Below are 15855 nucleotides of genomic sequence, written 5' to 3'. Positions count from 1 at the left end.
AAATTTTCCGGATTACTTTCATCGCGATTCAACGGCCCCGCTTACTCCCACTCGATCGTCCCAGGGGGCTTGCTCGTCACGTCGTAGACCACGCGGTTGACGCCCCGGACCTCGTTGATGATCCGGGTGGCGCAGCGGCCCAGGACCTCCCAGGGGAACTCGAAGAAGTCGGCGGTCATGCCGTCGGTGGAGGTGACGGCCCGCAGGGCCAGCACGTCCTCATAGGTGCGGGCGTCGCCCATGACACCGACGGTCTTCACGGGAAGCAGCACGGCGAAGGCCTGCCAGATCTTGTCGTAGAGGCCGGCCTTGCGGATCTCGTCCAGATAGATGGCGTCGGCCTGCTGCAGGACGGCGACCTTCTCGCGGGTGATCTCCCCGGGGATGCGGATGGCCAGGCCGGGGCCCGGGAACGGGTGGCGGCCAACGAAGGCCGGGGCCAGGCCAAGCTCCACGCCGAGCGCGCGGACCTCGTCCTTGAAGAGCTCGCGCAGGGGCTCCACCAGCTTCAGCTTCATGTAGTCGGGCAGGCCGCCGACATTGTGGTGGCTCTTGATCACCGCCGAGGGGCCGCCGCTGGTGGAGACGCTCTCGATCACGTCGGGATAGAGGGTGCCCTGGGCGAGGAAGGCCGCGCCCTCGATCTTGGCGCTTTCCTTGTCGAAGACCTCGATGAACAGGCGCCCGATGGTCTTGCGCTTGGCCTCGGGATCGCTGACGCCCGCCAGCTCGCCGAGGAACAGGTCGCCGGCGTCCACGTGGATCAGCGGGATGTTGTAGTGGTCGCGGAACAAGGTGACGACCTGCTCGGCCTCGTTGTGGCGCAGCAGGCCGGTGTCGACGAAGACGCAGGTGAGCTGGGCGCCGATGGCCTCGTGGATCAGGACCGCCGCAACCGAGGAGTCGACGCCGCCCGACAGGCCGCAGATCACCTTGCCGTCTCCCACCTGGTCACGGATCTTCGCCACCATCTCCTGGCGGAACGAGGCCATGGTCCAGTCGCCGGTCAGGCCCGCGATGCCGTGGGTGAAGTTCTTCAGCATCTGGGCGCCGCGCGGGGTGTGGGCCACTTCCGGGTGGAACTGGATGCCGTAGAAGCGGCGCGCCTCGTCGGCGATGACCGCGTAGGGGGAGCCCGGCGAGGAGGCGACCACCTCGAAGCCTTCCGGGATGGCGGTGATCTTGTCGCCGTGGCTCATCCAGACGGTTTCCAGATCGCCGACATCGCCGAGGCCGGCCAGCAGGGGCGAGGCCTTCTCGATCCTGATCTCGGCGCGGCCGAACTCGCGGTGATGGCCGCCCTCGACCTTGCCGCCGAGCTCGGCGCACATGGTCATCTCGCCGTAGCAGATGCCCAGCACGGGGACCCCCAGTTCGAAGACCCGCCTGGTGACGGCGGGGCTCTCGGCTTCGTGGACGCTGGCCGGGCCGCCGGACAGGATCACCGCCTTGGGGGCGAAGTCGGCCAGCATGGCCTCGACCTTGTCGTAGGGATGGATCTCGCAGAAGACGCCGCTCTCGCGCAGGCGCCGCGCGATCAGCTGGGTCACCTGGCTGCCGAAATCGACGATCAGGACGCGTTCGTGGGTGGGGGTCATGGGGCCTTGTCGGCGAGAGGTTGGGTTCGCTCCAGCACCGCGACGAAGAAGCCGTCGGTGGCGGCGGTGGCGGGGGTCAGGCGGAGATAGCCTTCCGGCGTCAGGCGGGGGCTAAGGTGTTCGTCGGCGGTGGCGGGCTTCACCACGAAGCCCTCGGTGCGGGCCAGGAAGGCCGCAACCCGGTCCTCGTCCTCCTCGGGCAGGACCGAGCAGGTGACATAGATCATCCGGCCGCCGGGCTTCACGAAGGTCGCGCCCAGGTCCAGCACCGCGTCCTGATCGGACTGACGGCGGGCGAAGGTCTCTTCGCTGAGCCGCCACTTGGTGTCGGGGTGGCGGCGCCAGGCGCCGGAGCCGGAACAGGGGGCGTCGATGAACACCACGTCCATCTTGCCCTCGAGGCCGACCAGCGGCCCCTCGGTCACCGGCGAACGGATCTGCAGGTTGCGGACGCCGGCGCGGTCGGCCCGGCGGATGGTGTCGGCCAGGCGCCGCGCCTCGCTGTCATAGGCGTAGATCTGACCGGTGTTGCCCATGGCGGCGGCAAGCGCGAGGGTCTTGCCCCCGCCTCCGGCGCAGAGGTCCAGGACCTGGGCGCCCTTGACCTGGCCGGCGCAGGCCGCGGCGATCTGAGAGCCGAGGTCCTGCACCTCGAACCAGCCCTTCGAGAAGGCCGGAATAGTCTCGACGGCGCCGGCCCGGTCGGTTGCGGCGGGCGCCGGGATGCGCAGGGCGTTGGGCAGTTCCGGCACGGCGGCGGCGTTCAGCGGCTGGGTAGCCTTGAGCGCGCGGGCGGGATCGGTCTTCAGCGTATTGACCCGAAGGTCGATGGGGGCCCGTTCAGAGAGCGCCTCGCCTTCCCGCGCGGCGGCGTCACCGAAGGCGCGGGCGAAGCTGGCCTCCAGCCATTGCGGATAGTCGCCGCGCACGGACGCGGGCGCGTCGGCCAGGTCGCGGGGCGTTTCGAGGGCGGCGGTCTCGGCCTCGGTGAGCGCGCCGTGGCCGTGGGGTTCCTCGGTGACGGCGGCGGCGATGCGGTCGACTGGCCAGTCCCACTCGTACTTCAGCACGCCCAGGATGGCGGCGCGGACGCTGTCGTCGCCCATCTTCCAGGCGATGGAGCGGCGACGGCGCAGGGCGTCGAGCACCAGGCCCGAGACCCAAGCGCGGTCCTTGGATCCGGCGTAGCGCGCATCGGTTCCCCAGGACTTCAGGGCCAGCCGGGCCGGCCGATGACGCGCCTCGATGTCGGTGAGAACCTCGATCGCCGCCGAGAGGCGCCCGCCGTCACGCAAGGAAGATCGCCGCCACGATCATGCCGACGCCGATCATACTGACAAACCAGACCAGGGTGCGCAGGCCAGTGATCCCGGCTGCGTAGAGCGGGACATAGAGGATGCGCGCGCCCACATAGAGCAGCCCGCCCCAAAGGGTGAGCTCGCCGGTCTTGGCCACCAGATAGGCCGCGAAGGTGGCGGCCACGAAGAAGGGGAAGGTCTCCTGGAAGTTCCGGTACGCCCGGTCCAGCCGCCCCGCCACACCGGTGAGAACCCGGTGCTCGTCGCGAGGGCCAGCCGCCCATTTGAGGTTCTGCTCGGGATGCATCCGCGCCGCCGCAGTCGCCCACAACAGCTGCAGGATCCCGACGATGATCGCCGCGCCGATCAGTTGAAGTTCAGGGGCTGCGTTCATGGCCTCAGACCGGGCTCGTATAGTTGGGGGCCTCACGGGTCATCATGACGTCGTGGACGTGGCTCTCGCGCAGGCCGGCCCCGGTGATCCGGATGAACCGGGCCTTGTCGCGGAAGGCCTGCAGGTCGGCGGCGCCGGTATAGCCCATGGCGGCCCGGAGACCGCCCACCATCTGGTGCAGGATGGCGGCGATGGGACCCTTGTAGGCGACCTGGCCCTCGATGCCCTCGGGCACCAGCTTGAGGGCTGATACCTCCTTCTGGAAGTAGCGGTCGGCCGAGCCGTTGGCGGTGGACATGGCGCCCAGGGACCCCATGCCGCGATAGGCCTTGTAGGAGCGACCCTGGTACAGGAAGACCTCGCCCGGCGCCTCGTCGGTGCCGGCGAAGGCCGAGCCCATCATGGCCACCTGGGCGCCCATGGCGAGCGCCTTGGCCAGGTCGCCGGAGTACTTGATGCCGCCGTCGGCGATGACAGGCACGTCAGTGCCGGCCGCGGCACGCACGGCGTCGGCGATGGCGGTCAGCTGGGGAACGCCCACGCCGGCCACGATGCGGGTGGTGCAGATGGAGCCCGGGCCGATGCCGACCTTCACCGCGTCGGCGCCGGCATCGATCAGGGCCCGCGCGCCTTCATAGGTGGCGACGTTGCCGGCGACGATCTGGACGCGGTTGGTCTCGCGCTTCAGGCGGGCGACGGCGGCGGCGACATCGGCGTTGTGGCCGTGGGCGGTGTCGATCACCACCACGTCGACGCCGGCGTCCACCAGGGCCATGGAGCGCTCATAGCCGCCGTCGCCCACGGTGGAGGCCGCGCCCACCAGCAGGCGGCCCTGGGCGTCCTTGGCGGCGATGGGGTGGGCCTGGGCCTTTTCCATATCCTTGACGGTGATCAGGCCGACCGCGCGGTAGGCCTCATCGACGACGATGATCCGCTCGATCTTGTGCTTGCGCAGGAGGGCGCGGGCCTCGTCCTGGGTGCAGCCTTCGCGCACCGTGATCAGGTTTTCCTTGGTCATCAAAGCCTTGGCCGGGACTTCGCTGGAGCCCTCGAACCGCATGTCGCGGTTGGTCAGGATGCCCACCAGCTTGCCGGTGCCGGGCTCGACCACCGGGAAGCCGGAGATCTTGCGCCGCGTCTTGATGGCCAGGACCTCGCTGAGCGGGGTGTCCGGGTTGATGGTCAGCGGGTTGATGACCATGCCGCTTTCGTAACGCTTCACCTCGCGGACCTGCTCGGCCTGTTCGTCCGGCGTCATGTTCCGGTGCAGCACGCCCAGACCGCCGGCCTGGGCCATGGCGATGGCCAGGCGGCTCTCGGTGACGGTGTCCATGGCCGAGGACACAAGCGGTATGTTCAGACGGATTTCGCGCGTGAACCGGGTGGCGGTGTCCACCTGGCCGGGCATCACATCGGATGCGCCGGGTTCGAGCAAAACGTCGTCGAAGGTGAGCCCTTCGCGAATCTCCATTGGAGTCTCCATTTTGCGAGCCGCGTATAAGGCGTCCGTATGGGGTCGGGCAAGGGCAGCGTCCAGCAGGGTCATGTCGAGGGCTCCTTGTTGAGGCCGAAGGTCATGGCGAACATGACCAGGCAGAGGGCGGCCCCGCCTGTCAGGGCGAGGGTCGGCGAGCGGTCGATGGCCAGGCCGTAGAGGGCCGGGCCGCCGATCTGGGCGATCTGGGCCGGGCGGCCGAGGACCGCCGAGCGGTAGGCGTATCCTTCAGGCCCCCAGATGCTGAGCGGCAGCACCCCCTTGGCCACGGTGAGCATGCCGTTGCCGGCGCCTTGGCCGAGGGCCATGGCGGGGGCGGCGACCTTGCCGAAGGTGAGCAGGGCCGCAGCGCCCAGGGGGTGCATGAGGGTGGCCGCGCGGGTGGCCAGCAGCGGCGGGAAGCGGCGCAGGACCGCGAACTCCAGGGCCCGGATGGCGACGGCGGCCAGGCCCACCAGGGCGGCGGTGGACATGGCGGCCGTCACGGAGAGACCAAACGCCACCAAGAGCCGCGGAAGATGGGTGCTCATGCAGGTGGAAATGAACCAGGCCCCCGCAAATAGAACCGATAGCTGGATCATCGCGCGGTTCCAGACCATCGGCGCGGGGGGGCCGACATTGGCCGACATGTGGCCGCCGAGGTCTCGTGGAATGACCAGGGCGCCCAGGGGCAGGCAGATGAGAATGTGGGCCGCCGCCCAGGCCAGACAGGCGCCCTGCCAGCCCAACTGCTGGCCCAGCCAGTGGGTGACCGGAAAGCCGAGGCTGGAGCCCAGGCCGCCGATCAGGGCCACCCCGGTGATGGCGCGCCGCGCCTGGTCGCCATAAAGGGTGACCAGGATGGCGAAGGGCGTGCCGTAGAGGCCGAGCGCCATGGCCAAGCCCAGGACGAGCATGCCGAGGGCCAGGAGGACGGGGCCTTTCGCCAGGCCGATAAGGCCGAGCGCCACGGCGAACACCAGGTTGGAGATCAGCAGCGGGGCCTTGCCGCCGTGGCGGTCGATCCAGCGGCCAGCGGACGGCGCGGCCACCGCGCTGGCGGCCAGGGCCACGGACATCAGGCCGAGGACGAAGGTGGGGGCCAGGGCCAGGTCGGCGGCGATGTCGTCCCCCAGGGCGCCCAGCAGGTAGAAGCTGGAGGCGAAGGCGATGGTCTGCCCCAGGCCCAGGGCCAAGATGATCACGTTGCGGGGCGGGAGGGGTTGCGCCATCCCGAGCTTCTGCTCCGATCAAGCCCTGACGGAAACCGACATATTTGCCGGACTATGTTCTAAAATCTCACATCAGTGGGACGGCGCCGGCGAGGACGGCGTCAGCAGATTGCGGCGGACCTTGCCGGTCTCGGTGCGGGGGAAGGCGACCTCCAAGCGCAGCTCGAAGCTGCGGGTGTAGGCGGCCATGACCTGGGCCGCAGCCTGTCGCAGCGGCTCGTCTTCGCCCGGCTCCGGACGCTCCAGCAGCACGCAAAGGCGGCCCACGCCGTTGTCATTCTCGATCCGCAGCACCACGGCGTCGGACACGCCTTCGATGGCGCGCAGGCGCTGCTCGATGGGATAGGGGGCGATCTTCTCACCGCCGATATTGAGCATGTCGTCGACCCGCCCCAGCACCTCCAGCTGACCGGGTTCGGGGACCCGGCCGAGGTCGTTCATGCGCAGCCAGCCATCCTGGAAGTGCTCGAGGTTGAGCGCCTCGTCCCAGAGATAGCTGGAGATCACCGCCGGACTGCGCACCAGGATGCGGCCCACCTGGCCCGGCGCCACGGGCGCGCCGGCGTCATCGACGATGCGGATCTCGACGTCGGGACACACCCGGCCCGGCCCCGCGGCGGACATGGCGGCGATGCACCCCGTCTCGTTGCTGGAGTAGACGTTGCGGACATCGCCGGTGAGATGGGCCTCGAACAAGGCGTACAGCGCCCTCGGAACGGCGGCCCCGGTGATGTCGATGTAGTGGAGATCGAGGTTCCGACCGAGGTCGCGGCAAGCGCCGGCCAAGGTTTCGGCGTCGCGCAGGAGCAGGAAGGCGTAGGCTGAGCGCAGGTCCTCGAGACCGAGAATGTCCGCCAGACCTGTGGCGAAGACGATCCTGTTGCCGAATCTCAACGCCCGGACCAGGTCGAAGAAGACGCCCCCAACCGAGGGGCTGTAGAAACAGAGATAGGTGTAGTCGCCGTCGACGGGCTTCAGACACCAGTCGTAGATCGGCAGGGTCTCGTCATAATAGCTTCGCGGCTTGACCATGAACTTGCCGGCCCCGGTGGTTCCGGAGGTCCTGGAGATACGCACCGCGGTCCCCGGCCCGAACCCCTGGGAGTCCGGCACCCCCTCCCCGGCCCGGAGGTCCAGGCTCAGGATGGCCACGAGGCTCTCCTGGGTGAGGCCGAGGATCGGCGGCAGACCTTCGCCCGCCGGGACGTGCTGGGCGCAGATCAGGTCGCAGCGGCGCGCCAACGGCGAGTCTGGAGCCAGGTCGCCCGCGCCCAGCGGCAGGTGCGCCGCGCCCAAGGATTCGCAGGCCAGCATCACCAGCAGGGCGAGGCGGCGGCTTTCGCACTCCACCCCGACGATCATCCCTTCCCGCACGCCGGACCGGCGCAGGAAGCTGGAGAACCGCCGCAACTGCAGCGCGACCGCGCCGTAGGTGTGGCTGACGCCGCCTTCGGCGATGGCGATCCGGTCGCCGGCCACCGCGGCCCAGTGAAGCACGTTATCGTAGGCTGAGGACGTCACAGAGCGCCTGCTTTCGAGGAGCGGCCGCAGCCGCAGGATCAGGCGGGGAGGCCACGTCCGCCGGGCTCGCCGCGACCAGGTCCCGGGCGATCGCGGCGATCACCGGGTCCCAGTCGAGATCAGGACCCTGCCGGTGCAGCTTCATGCTGGGATAGAGGGCGGTCTTGTGGCCGCTTCGCAGCCAGCGCCAGTCGGTGCGCAAGAACGGCAAGGCCACATGGACGGGCCGGCCCATGGCCCCGGCCAGATGGGCGACGGCGGTGTCCACCGTCACCACGGCGTCGAGCTGGTCGATGATCCTCGCCGTGGCCTCGAAGTCCCGGGCGCCGCTGTGCTGGGGCGCCAGGGCCACCGGTTGCAGGCCCAGGGCCAGCAGGGGCTGGAACACGGCCGGCCCGAAGGAGCGGTTGCGGTCGTTCGGATGCCGGGGGTTCCCCTGCCAGACGACCCCGATGCGGCCGGTCGGCCGCGCGGGCGTGTGTGCGGCCAGGTAGGGGACCGGCGCGGGACGCCCGGCCAACCGCCAGGGCAGAGAACCATGATAGACCCAGAAGTCGTGGGCCGGGACCCGGACCCCCGGGGTGACGGCGATGACCGCGGCGCCCAGCTGACCCAGCAGGCCGGCCAGCTCCGGCGGCGCCATCAGGGTGACGCGGGCGCCCATCGCCACCAGGGCCGGGATGTGGCGGGCGAATTGGATCTGGTCGCCGAAGCCCTGTTCGGGCCAGACGAGAATCCGCTTTCCCGCCAGCGGCTCGCCTTTCCAGCGCGGGTAGCCGAGCTCAGGATCGTGGGACAGGCCCTGGGCCGCCAGCAGGTCGATCCGCGCCTCATAGAGCGCCAGACCCTCCTCCCGCCGCCCCTGGGCGAGGACGACCTGGGCCAGCAGGTAGCGGCCGGACGGGCTCGCCGGGCGGCGAGTCAGCAGGTCTCTGCAGTCGGCCTCCGCCTGCCCCAATCGCCCGTGCGTGAAATGGGCCTGCGCCCGATCAAAGAGCGCTTCCAGGCTGAGGTCGGAGCCTGGCGCAAGGCGGATGGTGTTGGAGGTCATGGGTACGCAACTGTGCGACGGACCGGCCGCGATGAGGGTGATGCCGGGAAGCGACAAGGTCTGGCCAGGCACGCCATCCCGCCCGACCTCCCCGTCGCAAGCAGCGCGACCGTAGTCGATGGCGCCGCCGGCGGAGACCACCCCCAGGGTGTAAGTCACCCGTTTTGAGCCGCCGAAGATGAGACTTCAGGTTGATCTTTGTCGGAACCGCACGCATCAAACCTTGATGTTCGAAAAGCTCACACCGGGCCCCCTACCCTCGCTCAACGCCTTGCACGCCTTCGAGGCCATGGCGCGCACCGGGCGGGCGACCCTGGCGGCGGACGAGCTGCACGTCACGCATTCGGCGGTGAGCCGGCAGGTGAAGGCCCTGGAGCTGAGCCTGGGGGTGCGGCTGTTCACCGGGCCCAAGCACCGGCTGGAGCTGACCCCGGCGGGCGCGGCCCTGCTGCCGGCCCTGACCGCCGCCTTCGACCAGATCACCGGCGCCGTGCGCCAGGCGCGCGGCGGGAGCGAGGACCTGCACATCGCGGTCAACGCCAGCATCTCGGTGAAATGGCTGATCCCCCGCCTGTCGCGGTTCACGCAGGCCCATCCCGGCGTGCGCCTGCACCTGACGGAGCTGGCGCCTCAGGCCACGAGCCAGCGGGGCGCGGACGCCGTGGTGCGGCTGGTCCCGACGAGCCGCCTCTCCGATCCCCTGGCGACCGCCTTCATGCCCAGCCACCTGGGGGCCGTCGCCTCGCCGGGCCTGGCCGCGCGCTTTCCCGACGCCCTGCGCGCCCCGCGCCTGGTCGCCCAGACCCACCCGCAGGGCTGGGCCATCTGGGCGGCCCTGGCCGGGCTGGAACTGCCCCCAGCGCCGGAACAGCCCTTCGCCCACCTGCACTTCGCCCTGGACGCCGCCATCGCGGGGCTGGGGGTGGCGATCATGCCCTGGCCGCTGGTGGCCGACTATGTGCGCAGCGGGCGGCTGGTCTCGCCCTTCGGCTTTATCCCGGCCCAGAGCGGGTTCGCCCTGCTGGCCGCGCCGGGGGTCAGCGGGCGGGCCCTGGACCAGTTTCGGGCATGGCTGAAGGCCGAGGGCGCGAAGACCGAGCCGCCGGGCTAAGGCCGCTCAGACAGCAAGGACTCTAGAAAGCCGGCCGGCGCGACAAGGGTCTCGGACGTCCTATCCGATGTAGCGCCCCGAGGTGAGATCGTGTTCGCCACGCTCGTGGATGATGTTTGCGCGGCCGACCAACAGGTCGTCCACGGCGCCGATCCGGTCGATGCTCTTGCCCGTATAGGGCAGCGAGTGCAGCACGTAGCGCATGGCGTTCAGCCGGGCGCGCTTCTTGTCGTCTGACTTCACGACCGTCCACGGTGAGTCCGCCGTGTCTGTGTGGAAGAACATGGCCTCCTTCGCACGGGTGTAATCCTCCCACTTGTCGAGCGAAGCCATGTCGATGGGCGACAGTTTCCATTGTTTCAGCGGGTGGAATTGACGTTCCTTGAAGCGTCGCCGCTGCTCGTCACGGCTCACCGAGAACCAGAATTTGATCAGGTGTATTCCGGTGCGCACGAGGTTGCGCTCGAACTCGGGCGCCTGGCGAAGAAACTCCTCGTACTCGGCCGGCGTGCAGAAGCCCATCACCCGTTCGACGCCAGCGCGATTGTACCAGCTGCGGTCGAACAGCACGATTTCTCCCGCCGTCGGCAGATGCTGGACGTAGCGCTGGAAATACCACTGGCCGCGCTCGACCTCGCTGGGCTTCTCGAGCGCCACCACACGAGCGCCGCGCGGATTGAGATGCTCCGTGACCCGCTTGATGGCGCCGCCTTTCCCGGCTGCGTCGCGGCCCTCGAACAGGATGACAACGCGCTGGCGCGAGTCCTTCACCCAGGCCTGAAGCTTGAGCAACTCGGTCTGGAGGACGAACTTCTGCTCCTCGTAGTCGCGGCGCAGCATCTTGTATTTGTAAGGGTAGCCGCCGCGCCGCCAATCCTCGGCCAGATCGTCGCGGGTGCGGTCTGAAACCTTGTCCTTTATCGGCAGCAAAAGCGCCTTGCTCAGACGTGCGGCGTCATCGGGCGAGTCGCCCTCGAGGATGGTCGAAAGTCCATCGCTGGCCGCGCCCCCGATGGCCTGAACCGCTGCGAGCTCTGCGTCCTGGGCGGCGCTGACAGCTTCACCCACGGTGAAGCGCTCGATGTCGGCGACGGTGAGGATCGGGGCGGTGTCACCCGCCTTGACCAGCGGCGAGGCTTTGACCTTCGCCTGGGTGCGGCCCGTGGCGCGCGCGCCTGTCGAACCCTTCGTTGCAGTGGCCATTGCGATCCAGCATTTCCTGACGAAAATTCACCGTCAGCTTGCGCCCCGTTGCACCTCGTCGCGCCTTGATCTGGGTCAAACGGACCCTTGTGGCTTTCGTGACGAAGGTTTGATGAAAGCCAGGGAGCGCCTGGTCTTGGGGGACCATGCCGCGCGGAGTCTCGTGCGGTCGCCAGGCGCCTGTGCGCTATCGCGCGGGCTAGGAATCGGCCGGGTTCACCGCAGCCGCCAGTGCGCCGGCCAGCGTCCTCGACGGTCTCATCCCGCAGCGCCTGTCGCCGACTTGCGTCCGCCCGCTCCAGATCCTCTGGATGAACGAACTGGTTCACCTGGCGCCCATAAGGTCGGCCGGCTCGAATCCGTAGGCGCAGACGGCCCGCCAGACGACGCGTAGGTGACCTTGCCCGCGCGATCCACGCTGACGATCAAATCACCGGCGCCCTCGGCGACGAGGCGCACATCGTGGTCGCTCGCTGACATCCCTTGGCGTCTCCACCGGCACTTAACGCCTTCGACAGCCTATGCCGGATGCGATTACATTCGCATCGGCCCGTTCACCTTCAAGGTTCGGAGCGATGTTGCGGCGAATTGTCACTCAGGATTGAGCGCCCACCGCCGAAGAGACCCCGCGGCGGCCTCTCGAAGGTTGGCCGTCAGGGCGCAGTCGTGAAGCGAATGATGCGCGGCGCCACTGGCTTACCGGCGGTATTCTGGAAGTTCGTGTGGCTCGGACTATTGGCGCCCACCGCGTAGGAAAGGCCCGGTCTCAGGCGCATCCGGATGCGAAATGTGCGGCCGTCTTCCGAAAAGCTTGGAGAGCCTATGAACTCGGGCGCGGCCCCGGCAGGCCCGGTTGTCACCGACATCCGGTCTCGCGCCATGGGTTCGCTGAACTCGAAAACCAGGGTCTGTTCCCCGGCGGGCACCCCCTTTGCGCCATCGGCCGGCCATGACCCGACCAACTGAGGCTCGGACGATGCGACCACGGATGTGAGAGCCAGGGCGACAAGGCTCGCTAGCAATTGTTGCGTCGGAGGCTTGGCCGATCAGCATGCCTGTAAAGCGCCACCGTGAAGCTAGATCACCGAACGCAGCTCGTCGATTTCAGGTTGTCGGGTCCAAACGCTCGCGTGCGCCAGGTCGGCGGTTTCGATGCTCCTCTCCCACGCGCCCGGGAGAGGACCCAGAAACGCGCTAGCCTGCCCTAGGGCTTGGGCAGTTTCCTGTCGGCGCGGCAGGTCTTCAGGGGCTGCTGCTTGACGGTGTGGATGCGGGTGATGCGGCGTTCCTTGGGGTCGGTCTGGACCCGCAGACAGACGCAGCCATAGCCGTAGGAACTGCCGTTGGTGACCACCCAGTCGCGTTCGGTGAGATCTGGCACGTCGTCGAGGCCGCGCGCCTGGAAGCCGCCCTGCATGGCTATGGTCCATTCCCCGGCGCTGTCGAACAGCCACCAGTTGCCCGGCGACGGGTTCTGCAGCCAGCCGCAGCGCGTCTCGCCGGCGAGCTTCTTGGGGGCGGCCTGGGCAGGCGCGCCCGCAACGAGGGGCGCAAGAACGGCGGCGATCGCGACGGCGCGACCGAGACGGCTGATGAGACGCGCGGTCATGGGGTCGGCCCTTAGGACTGTTGGTCACCGACCAGGAGTAGCGTCACCAGACTGGGGATCGTGCCATGGTGTCAAGGAGTCGCGCCCTCCGGCGCGTCGGTGCGGAGGGGCGTGAATGGGCATCCTGGACTGGTTGACGGGCAGCAAGCCCGCGCCGAGCGGCGTGGCGCGCGAGAGCGTCGCCAAGTTGCGCCAACGGCTGCTGGCGGTGAACCGCCCGACCGCGCCCTTCAAGGTGCGCGAGGCGACCAAGAAGGAAGACTGCGACCTGGTGGCCGAATGGCGGATCGTCGACGCCAAGTGGTACGAAATCTTCGCCAAGGCCGGCATCAAGCGGGTCTTCAAGGTGCTGATGAAGTTCGACGAGGCCAAGGGCGAGGTCCGGGCCGTCGACGAGGAGTGGGAGGTGGAGTGGCGCGCGGGTGTCCCCACCCTGTCAGCCAGCGCCAGGGCCTCCCGCGGGCAGAGCTGGGAGAAGAGCTTCGAGACCGTCTACGCCTTCGACGAGGAGGACCTCTCGTTCGGCAAGATCTACTCGTACAAATTCGACACCAGCGAGATCAAGGATCCGCTGGTGGAGGCCGCGCACGCGGGCGGCTGGGGATGGCGAGGCGTCGCGTTCGGGAAGCTGTAAGCCCGAACGCGACGCCGCCTGCGGCCTAGAACAAGCCGGCGCGCTGCCCGATCACGAAGATCGCCACGACGATCAGCAGGACCTGAACGATCCAGTTGAGGGGTGAAGGGATCGGCAGCTTCTGGACGGCCCAGAGGGCGAGGGCCAGAAGGACGATGACGACGATGATGAAGATGAGAATGGACATGATGGGCTAACCTCCACCGTTGAAGAAGGTTCCAGCGGCGGTGCTGGTCCCGGCGGGCCTGGCTGGGCTCTCGACAGCGGTCGCGCGTGCGCCCATGTGGTCATGACCTGTCCGGAGCCCGCCATGACCGACGCCCCCTCCTCCGCCGCCGCCCCCTGGGACCAGGACTTCCTGCCGCCGGCGCCGCCCTGGCAGGGGGCGAGCCAGGCGCTGTTGCGGGACGTGACCGATCCGTGGGTGACGGCGTTCGAGGCCGATCCCGAGCATGACTTCAGCCCCGACTACGCCGACACCCGGACCTGGTTCGACCGGCTGGAGGCGGCCTCCCCCTGGATCCGCATCGAGGTGTTCGGGACCTCGCCGGAGGGGCGGCCGATCTATGCGGTGATCGCCAGCAAGGACGGCGCGACCTTTGATCCTGCCAAGCCGGTGCTGCTGGCCCAGGCCGGTATCCATCCGGGTGAGATCGACGGCAAGGACGCGGGCATGATGCTGCTGCGCGACATCTGCTTCTACGGCAAGGACGGCCTGCTGGACCGGGCCAACCTGATCCTGGCGCCGATCCTGAGCGTGGACGGACACGAGCGGGCCTCGCGCTATTCACGGCCCAACCAGCGAGGGCCACGTATCCAGGGCTGGCGCAACACCGCCACGAACCAGAATCTCAACCGCGACTACATGAAGCTGGACCAGCCGGAGATGCAGGCGGCGCGCGGGCTGCTGAACCGGTACCGGCCCGACCTCTATGTGGACATCCACGTCACCGACGGGCTCGATTACCAGTACGACCTGACCTACGGCTATAACGGCGAGGCGCGGTCGTGGTCGCGCTCGCCGGCCATCGCCGTCTGGCTGGACGATGTGCTCAAGCCGGCGATGAACGCGGCGCTGGAGGCCGAGGGCCACATCCCCGGCGAGCTGGTGTTCGGCCTGGACGACAATGATCCCAGGAAGGGCCTCTCGGACGGGGGGCTGGGAGAGCGGTTCTCCAACGGCTGGGGCGCGGCGGCCCACGTGCCGACCATCCTGATCGAGAACCATAGCCTCAAGCCCCACGCCCAGCGGGTGCTGGCCACCTATGTGTTCCTCGAGACCTCGCTGCGGCTGCTGGCCGGCCAGGGTGCGGGCCTGCGGGCGGCGATCACGGCCGACCGAGCGCTGCGGCCGGCGCAGATTCCGGCCAACTTCATGCCCGGCAAGGCCCCGGCGCGGATGCGCAGCTTCAAGGGCATCGCGTACGAGACCTATGAGAGCGTGGCCTCGGGGCGGCGCGAGATCCGCTGGCTGGGGGAGGCCGACCCGGAGCCGTGGTCCCTGCCCCACTTCCTGTCGGAGCCGACCCTCACCCTGGCGCGGCCCAAGGGGTACTGGGTTCCAGGCTATCGCAAGGACCTGATCGAGCGCCTTGGGCTGCACGGGGTTGAGATGGAGGCGGTCGCGGCCTCCACCACCGTGAGCGTCGAGATGCTGCGGCTGGGCAAACCTGAGATCGCCAGCCAGGCGGCCGAGGGCCACGTGGCCATCACCGTGAAGGCGGTGACGACCGAGCGCCGCGACTGGACCTTTTCGCCGGGTTCGGTGCGGATCTCGACCGATCAGCCCCTGGGGGACCTGGTGGTGCTGCTGCTGGAGCCGCAGTCCAGCGAGAGCTTCTTCGCCTGGGGCATGATCCCCGAGGTGCTGACCCGGGTGGAATATATCGAGGCCTACGCCATCGCCCCACTGGCCGATGCGATGCTGGCCGGGGACCCGCAGCTGAAGGCCGAGTTCGAGGCGAAGCTGGCGGCAGACCCGAAGTTCGCCGGCAGCCCTGGTGCGCGGCTGGCCTGGTTCTACAAAAGAACGCCGTTCTACGACGACCGCTATCTGCTCTATCCTATCGGGCGGGAGGTTTAGGGAGGCCCCTAGACCTGGATGAAGGGCTGGAAGCCGCCAAAGATCATCCGCTTGCCGTCGAAGGGGGTGTTGGTCTGATCGTACTGCTGCATGCGCGGATCGGACATGACCTTGGCGTTGATGGCGTCGCGCGCCTCGCGGCTCTCGTAGACGATCCAGGAGAAGACCACGACCTCGTCGTCGGTGGCCTGGACGGCGCGGGGGAACGAGGTCAGTTCGCCGCAGGGCACGTCGTCGCCGATACATTCCACATAGGCCAGCGCGCCCAGGTCCTTCCAGACCTCTGCGCCCAGCCGGGCCATGGCCTTGTAGTCCTCGATCTTGTCCTTGGGGACAGCGAGGATGAAGCCGTCGACATAGGACATGGGAACCTCCTGGGTTGTGTGCTGCTCCTAGGACGAACAGACAACGCCCGATCCGACAAGTCCGCCTGTTCCGTCGCGCCCATCGGGCCCGACGGCCGCAAACCCTTGCGCAGCCTTATGTCGGAGCCCTGACAGAGCAGGTTTTTCCGCTCGGCGCCGTCACCAATCGTGCGGTCCCGCGTTGGGCTAGCAACCCTCGATAGGACCCTAGAGCGGGACTCGATTAGACGGAACCGTATCCGGAGTTGTGCAGGTAGTTGGCGCACTCGTGGGGTTGGAAGA

15 protein-coding genes are annotated in these 15855 nt (G+C 68.6%); 3 read left to right on the top strand and 12 right to left on the bottom strand.

Going from position 1 to position 15855, the window contains the following annotated elements; genetic code table 11:
• Positions 1–41 precede the first annotated feature (41 nt).
• The 7 genes from guaA to OCL97_RS17265 form a co-directional block, all read right to left on the bottom strand.
• Positions 42–1598 (bottom strand): glutamine-hydrolyzing GMP synthase, encoded by a 1557-nt coding sequence (gene guaA / locus OCL97_RS17295; protein WP_377371085.1) that lies wholly within the window; start codon positions 1596–1598, stop codon positions 42–44.
• On the bottom strand, positions 1595–2893 hold the full coding sequence (locus tag OCL97_RS17290; protein WP_377371084.1) for an RsmB/NOP family class I SAM-dependent RNA methyltransferase: 1299 nt from the start codon (positions 2891–2893) through the stop codon (positions 1595–1597). Before OCL97_RS17290 ends, guaA begins: the two co-directional genes overlap by 4 nt.
• Positions 2886–3290 (bottom strand): MAPEG family protein, encoded by a 405-nt coding sequence (locus OCL97_RS17285; protein ID WP_377371083.1) that lies wholly within the window; start codon positions 3288–3290, stop codon positions 2886–2888. The genes OCL97_RS17290 and OCL97_RS17285 overlap by 8 nt, the downstream gene beginning before the upstream one ends.
• A gap of 4 nt (positions 3291–3294) precedes the next feature.
• A complete protein-coding gene (gene guaB, locus OCL97_RS17280) occupies positions 3295–4761 on the bottom strand; it encodes an IMP dehydrogenase (RefSeq protein WP_304781507.1) in 1467 nt (488 codons plus the stop codon).
• 71 nt (positions 4762–4832) lie between these two features.
• Positions 4833–5996: an MFS transporter gene (locus tag OCL97_RS17275; RefSeq protein ID WP_377371081.1), complete on the bottom strand. Its 1164-nt coding sequence runs from the start codon at positions 5994–5996 to the stop codon at positions 4833–4835.
• Between the two features lie 72 nt (positions 5997–6068).
• On the bottom strand, positions 6069–7493 hold the full coding sequence (locus OCL97_RS17270; RefSeq protein ID WP_377371080.1) for a class I adenylate-forming enzyme family protein: 1425 nt from the start codon (positions 7491–7493) through the stop codon (positions 6069–6071).
• A 1-nt stretch (position 7494) separates the two neighbouring features.
• Positions 7495–8727, bottom strand: coding sequence for a tetratricopeptide repeat protein (locus OCL97_RS17265; RefSeq protein ID WP_377371078.1), 1233 nt, complete (start codon positions 8725–8727; stop codon positions 7495–7497).
• Between the two features lie 67 nt (positions 8728–8794).
• Here OCL97_RS17265 and OCL97_RS17260 point away from each other — a divergent pair, with 67 nt between their 5' ends.
• Positions 8795–9679: a LysR substrate-binding domain-containing protein gene (locus tag OCL97_RS17260; RefSeq protein ID WP_377371077.1), complete on the top strand. Its 885-nt coding sequence runs from the start codon at positions 8795–8797 to the stop codon at positions 9677–9679.
• A 60-nt stretch (positions 9680–9739) separates the two neighbouring features.
• On the opposite strand, the gene ppk2 is transcribed toward OCL97_RS17260, so the two are convergent.
• From ppk2 to OCL97_RS17245, 3 genes are all read right to left on the bottom strand, one after another.
• Entirely contained in the window at positions 9740–10882 is a 1143-nt protein-coding gene (gene ppk2, locus OCL97_RS17255; RefSeq protein WP_377371076.1) for a polyphosphate kinase 2, read from the bottom strand.
• Positions 10883–11535: 653 nt separating this feature from the next.
• Positions 11536–11868 carry an Ig-like domain-containing protein gene (locus tag OCL97_RS17250; protein ID WP_377371075.1) on the bottom strand — a complete coding sequence of 111 codons (333 nt, stop codon included), beginning with the start codon at positions 11866–11868 and terminating at the stop codon, positions 11536–11538.
• 218 nt (positions 11869–12086) lie between these two features.
• Positions 12087–12491 carry a DUF4087 domain-containing protein gene (locus OCL97_RS17245; RefSeq protein ID WP_377371074.1) on the bottom strand — a complete coding sequence of 135 codons (405 nt, stop codon included), beginning with the start codon at positions 12489–12491 and terminating at the stop codon, positions 12087–12089.
• 115 nt (positions 12492–12606) lie between these two features.
• On the opposite strand from OCL97_RS17245, the gene OCL97_RS17240 reads away from it, so the two are divergent.
• A complete protein-coding gene (locus OCL97_RS17240; RefSeq protein WP_377371073.1) occupies positions 12607–13125 on the top strand; it encodes a hypothetical protein in 519 nt (172 codons plus the stop codon).
• A 25-nt stretch (positions 13126–13150) separates the two neighbouring features.
• Here OCL97_RS17240 and OCL97_RS17235 read toward each other — a convergent pair whose 3' ends face one another.
• Positions 13151–13312: a hypothetical protein gene (locus tag OCL97_RS17235; protein WP_304781533.1), complete on the bottom strand. Its 162-nt coding sequence runs from the start codon at positions 13310–13312 to the stop codon at positions 13151–13153.
• A gap of 123 nt (positions 13313–13435) precedes the next feature.
• Between OCL97_RS17235 and OCL97_RS17230 the strand changes: the two genes are divergently transcribed.
• Positions 13436–15208, top strand: a complete 1773-nt coding sequence (locus OCL97_RS17230) for a M14 family metallopeptidase (protein ID WP_377371072.1) — start codon at positions 13436–13438, stop codon at positions 15206–15208.
• Positions 15209–15216: 8 nt separating this feature from the next.
• Here OCL97_RS17230 and OCL97_RS17225 read toward each other — a convergent pair whose 3' ends face one another.
• A complete protein-coding gene (locus OCL97_RS17225; protein ID WP_377371071.1) occupies positions 15217–15573 on the bottom strand; it encodes a DUF1428 domain-containing protein in 357 nt (118 codons plus the stop codon).
• Positions 15574–15855 lie beyond the last annotated feature (282 nt).

Source organism: Phenylobacterium ferrooxidans (genome assembly GCF_042714595.1).
GTDB lineage: Bacteria > Pseudomonadota > Alphaproteobacteria > Caulobacterales > Caulobacteraceae > Phenylobacterium > Phenylobacterium ferrooxidans.
Note: the sequence above shows the minus strand (reverse complement) of the source record. Positions and strands in the feature narration are given on the sequence as shown.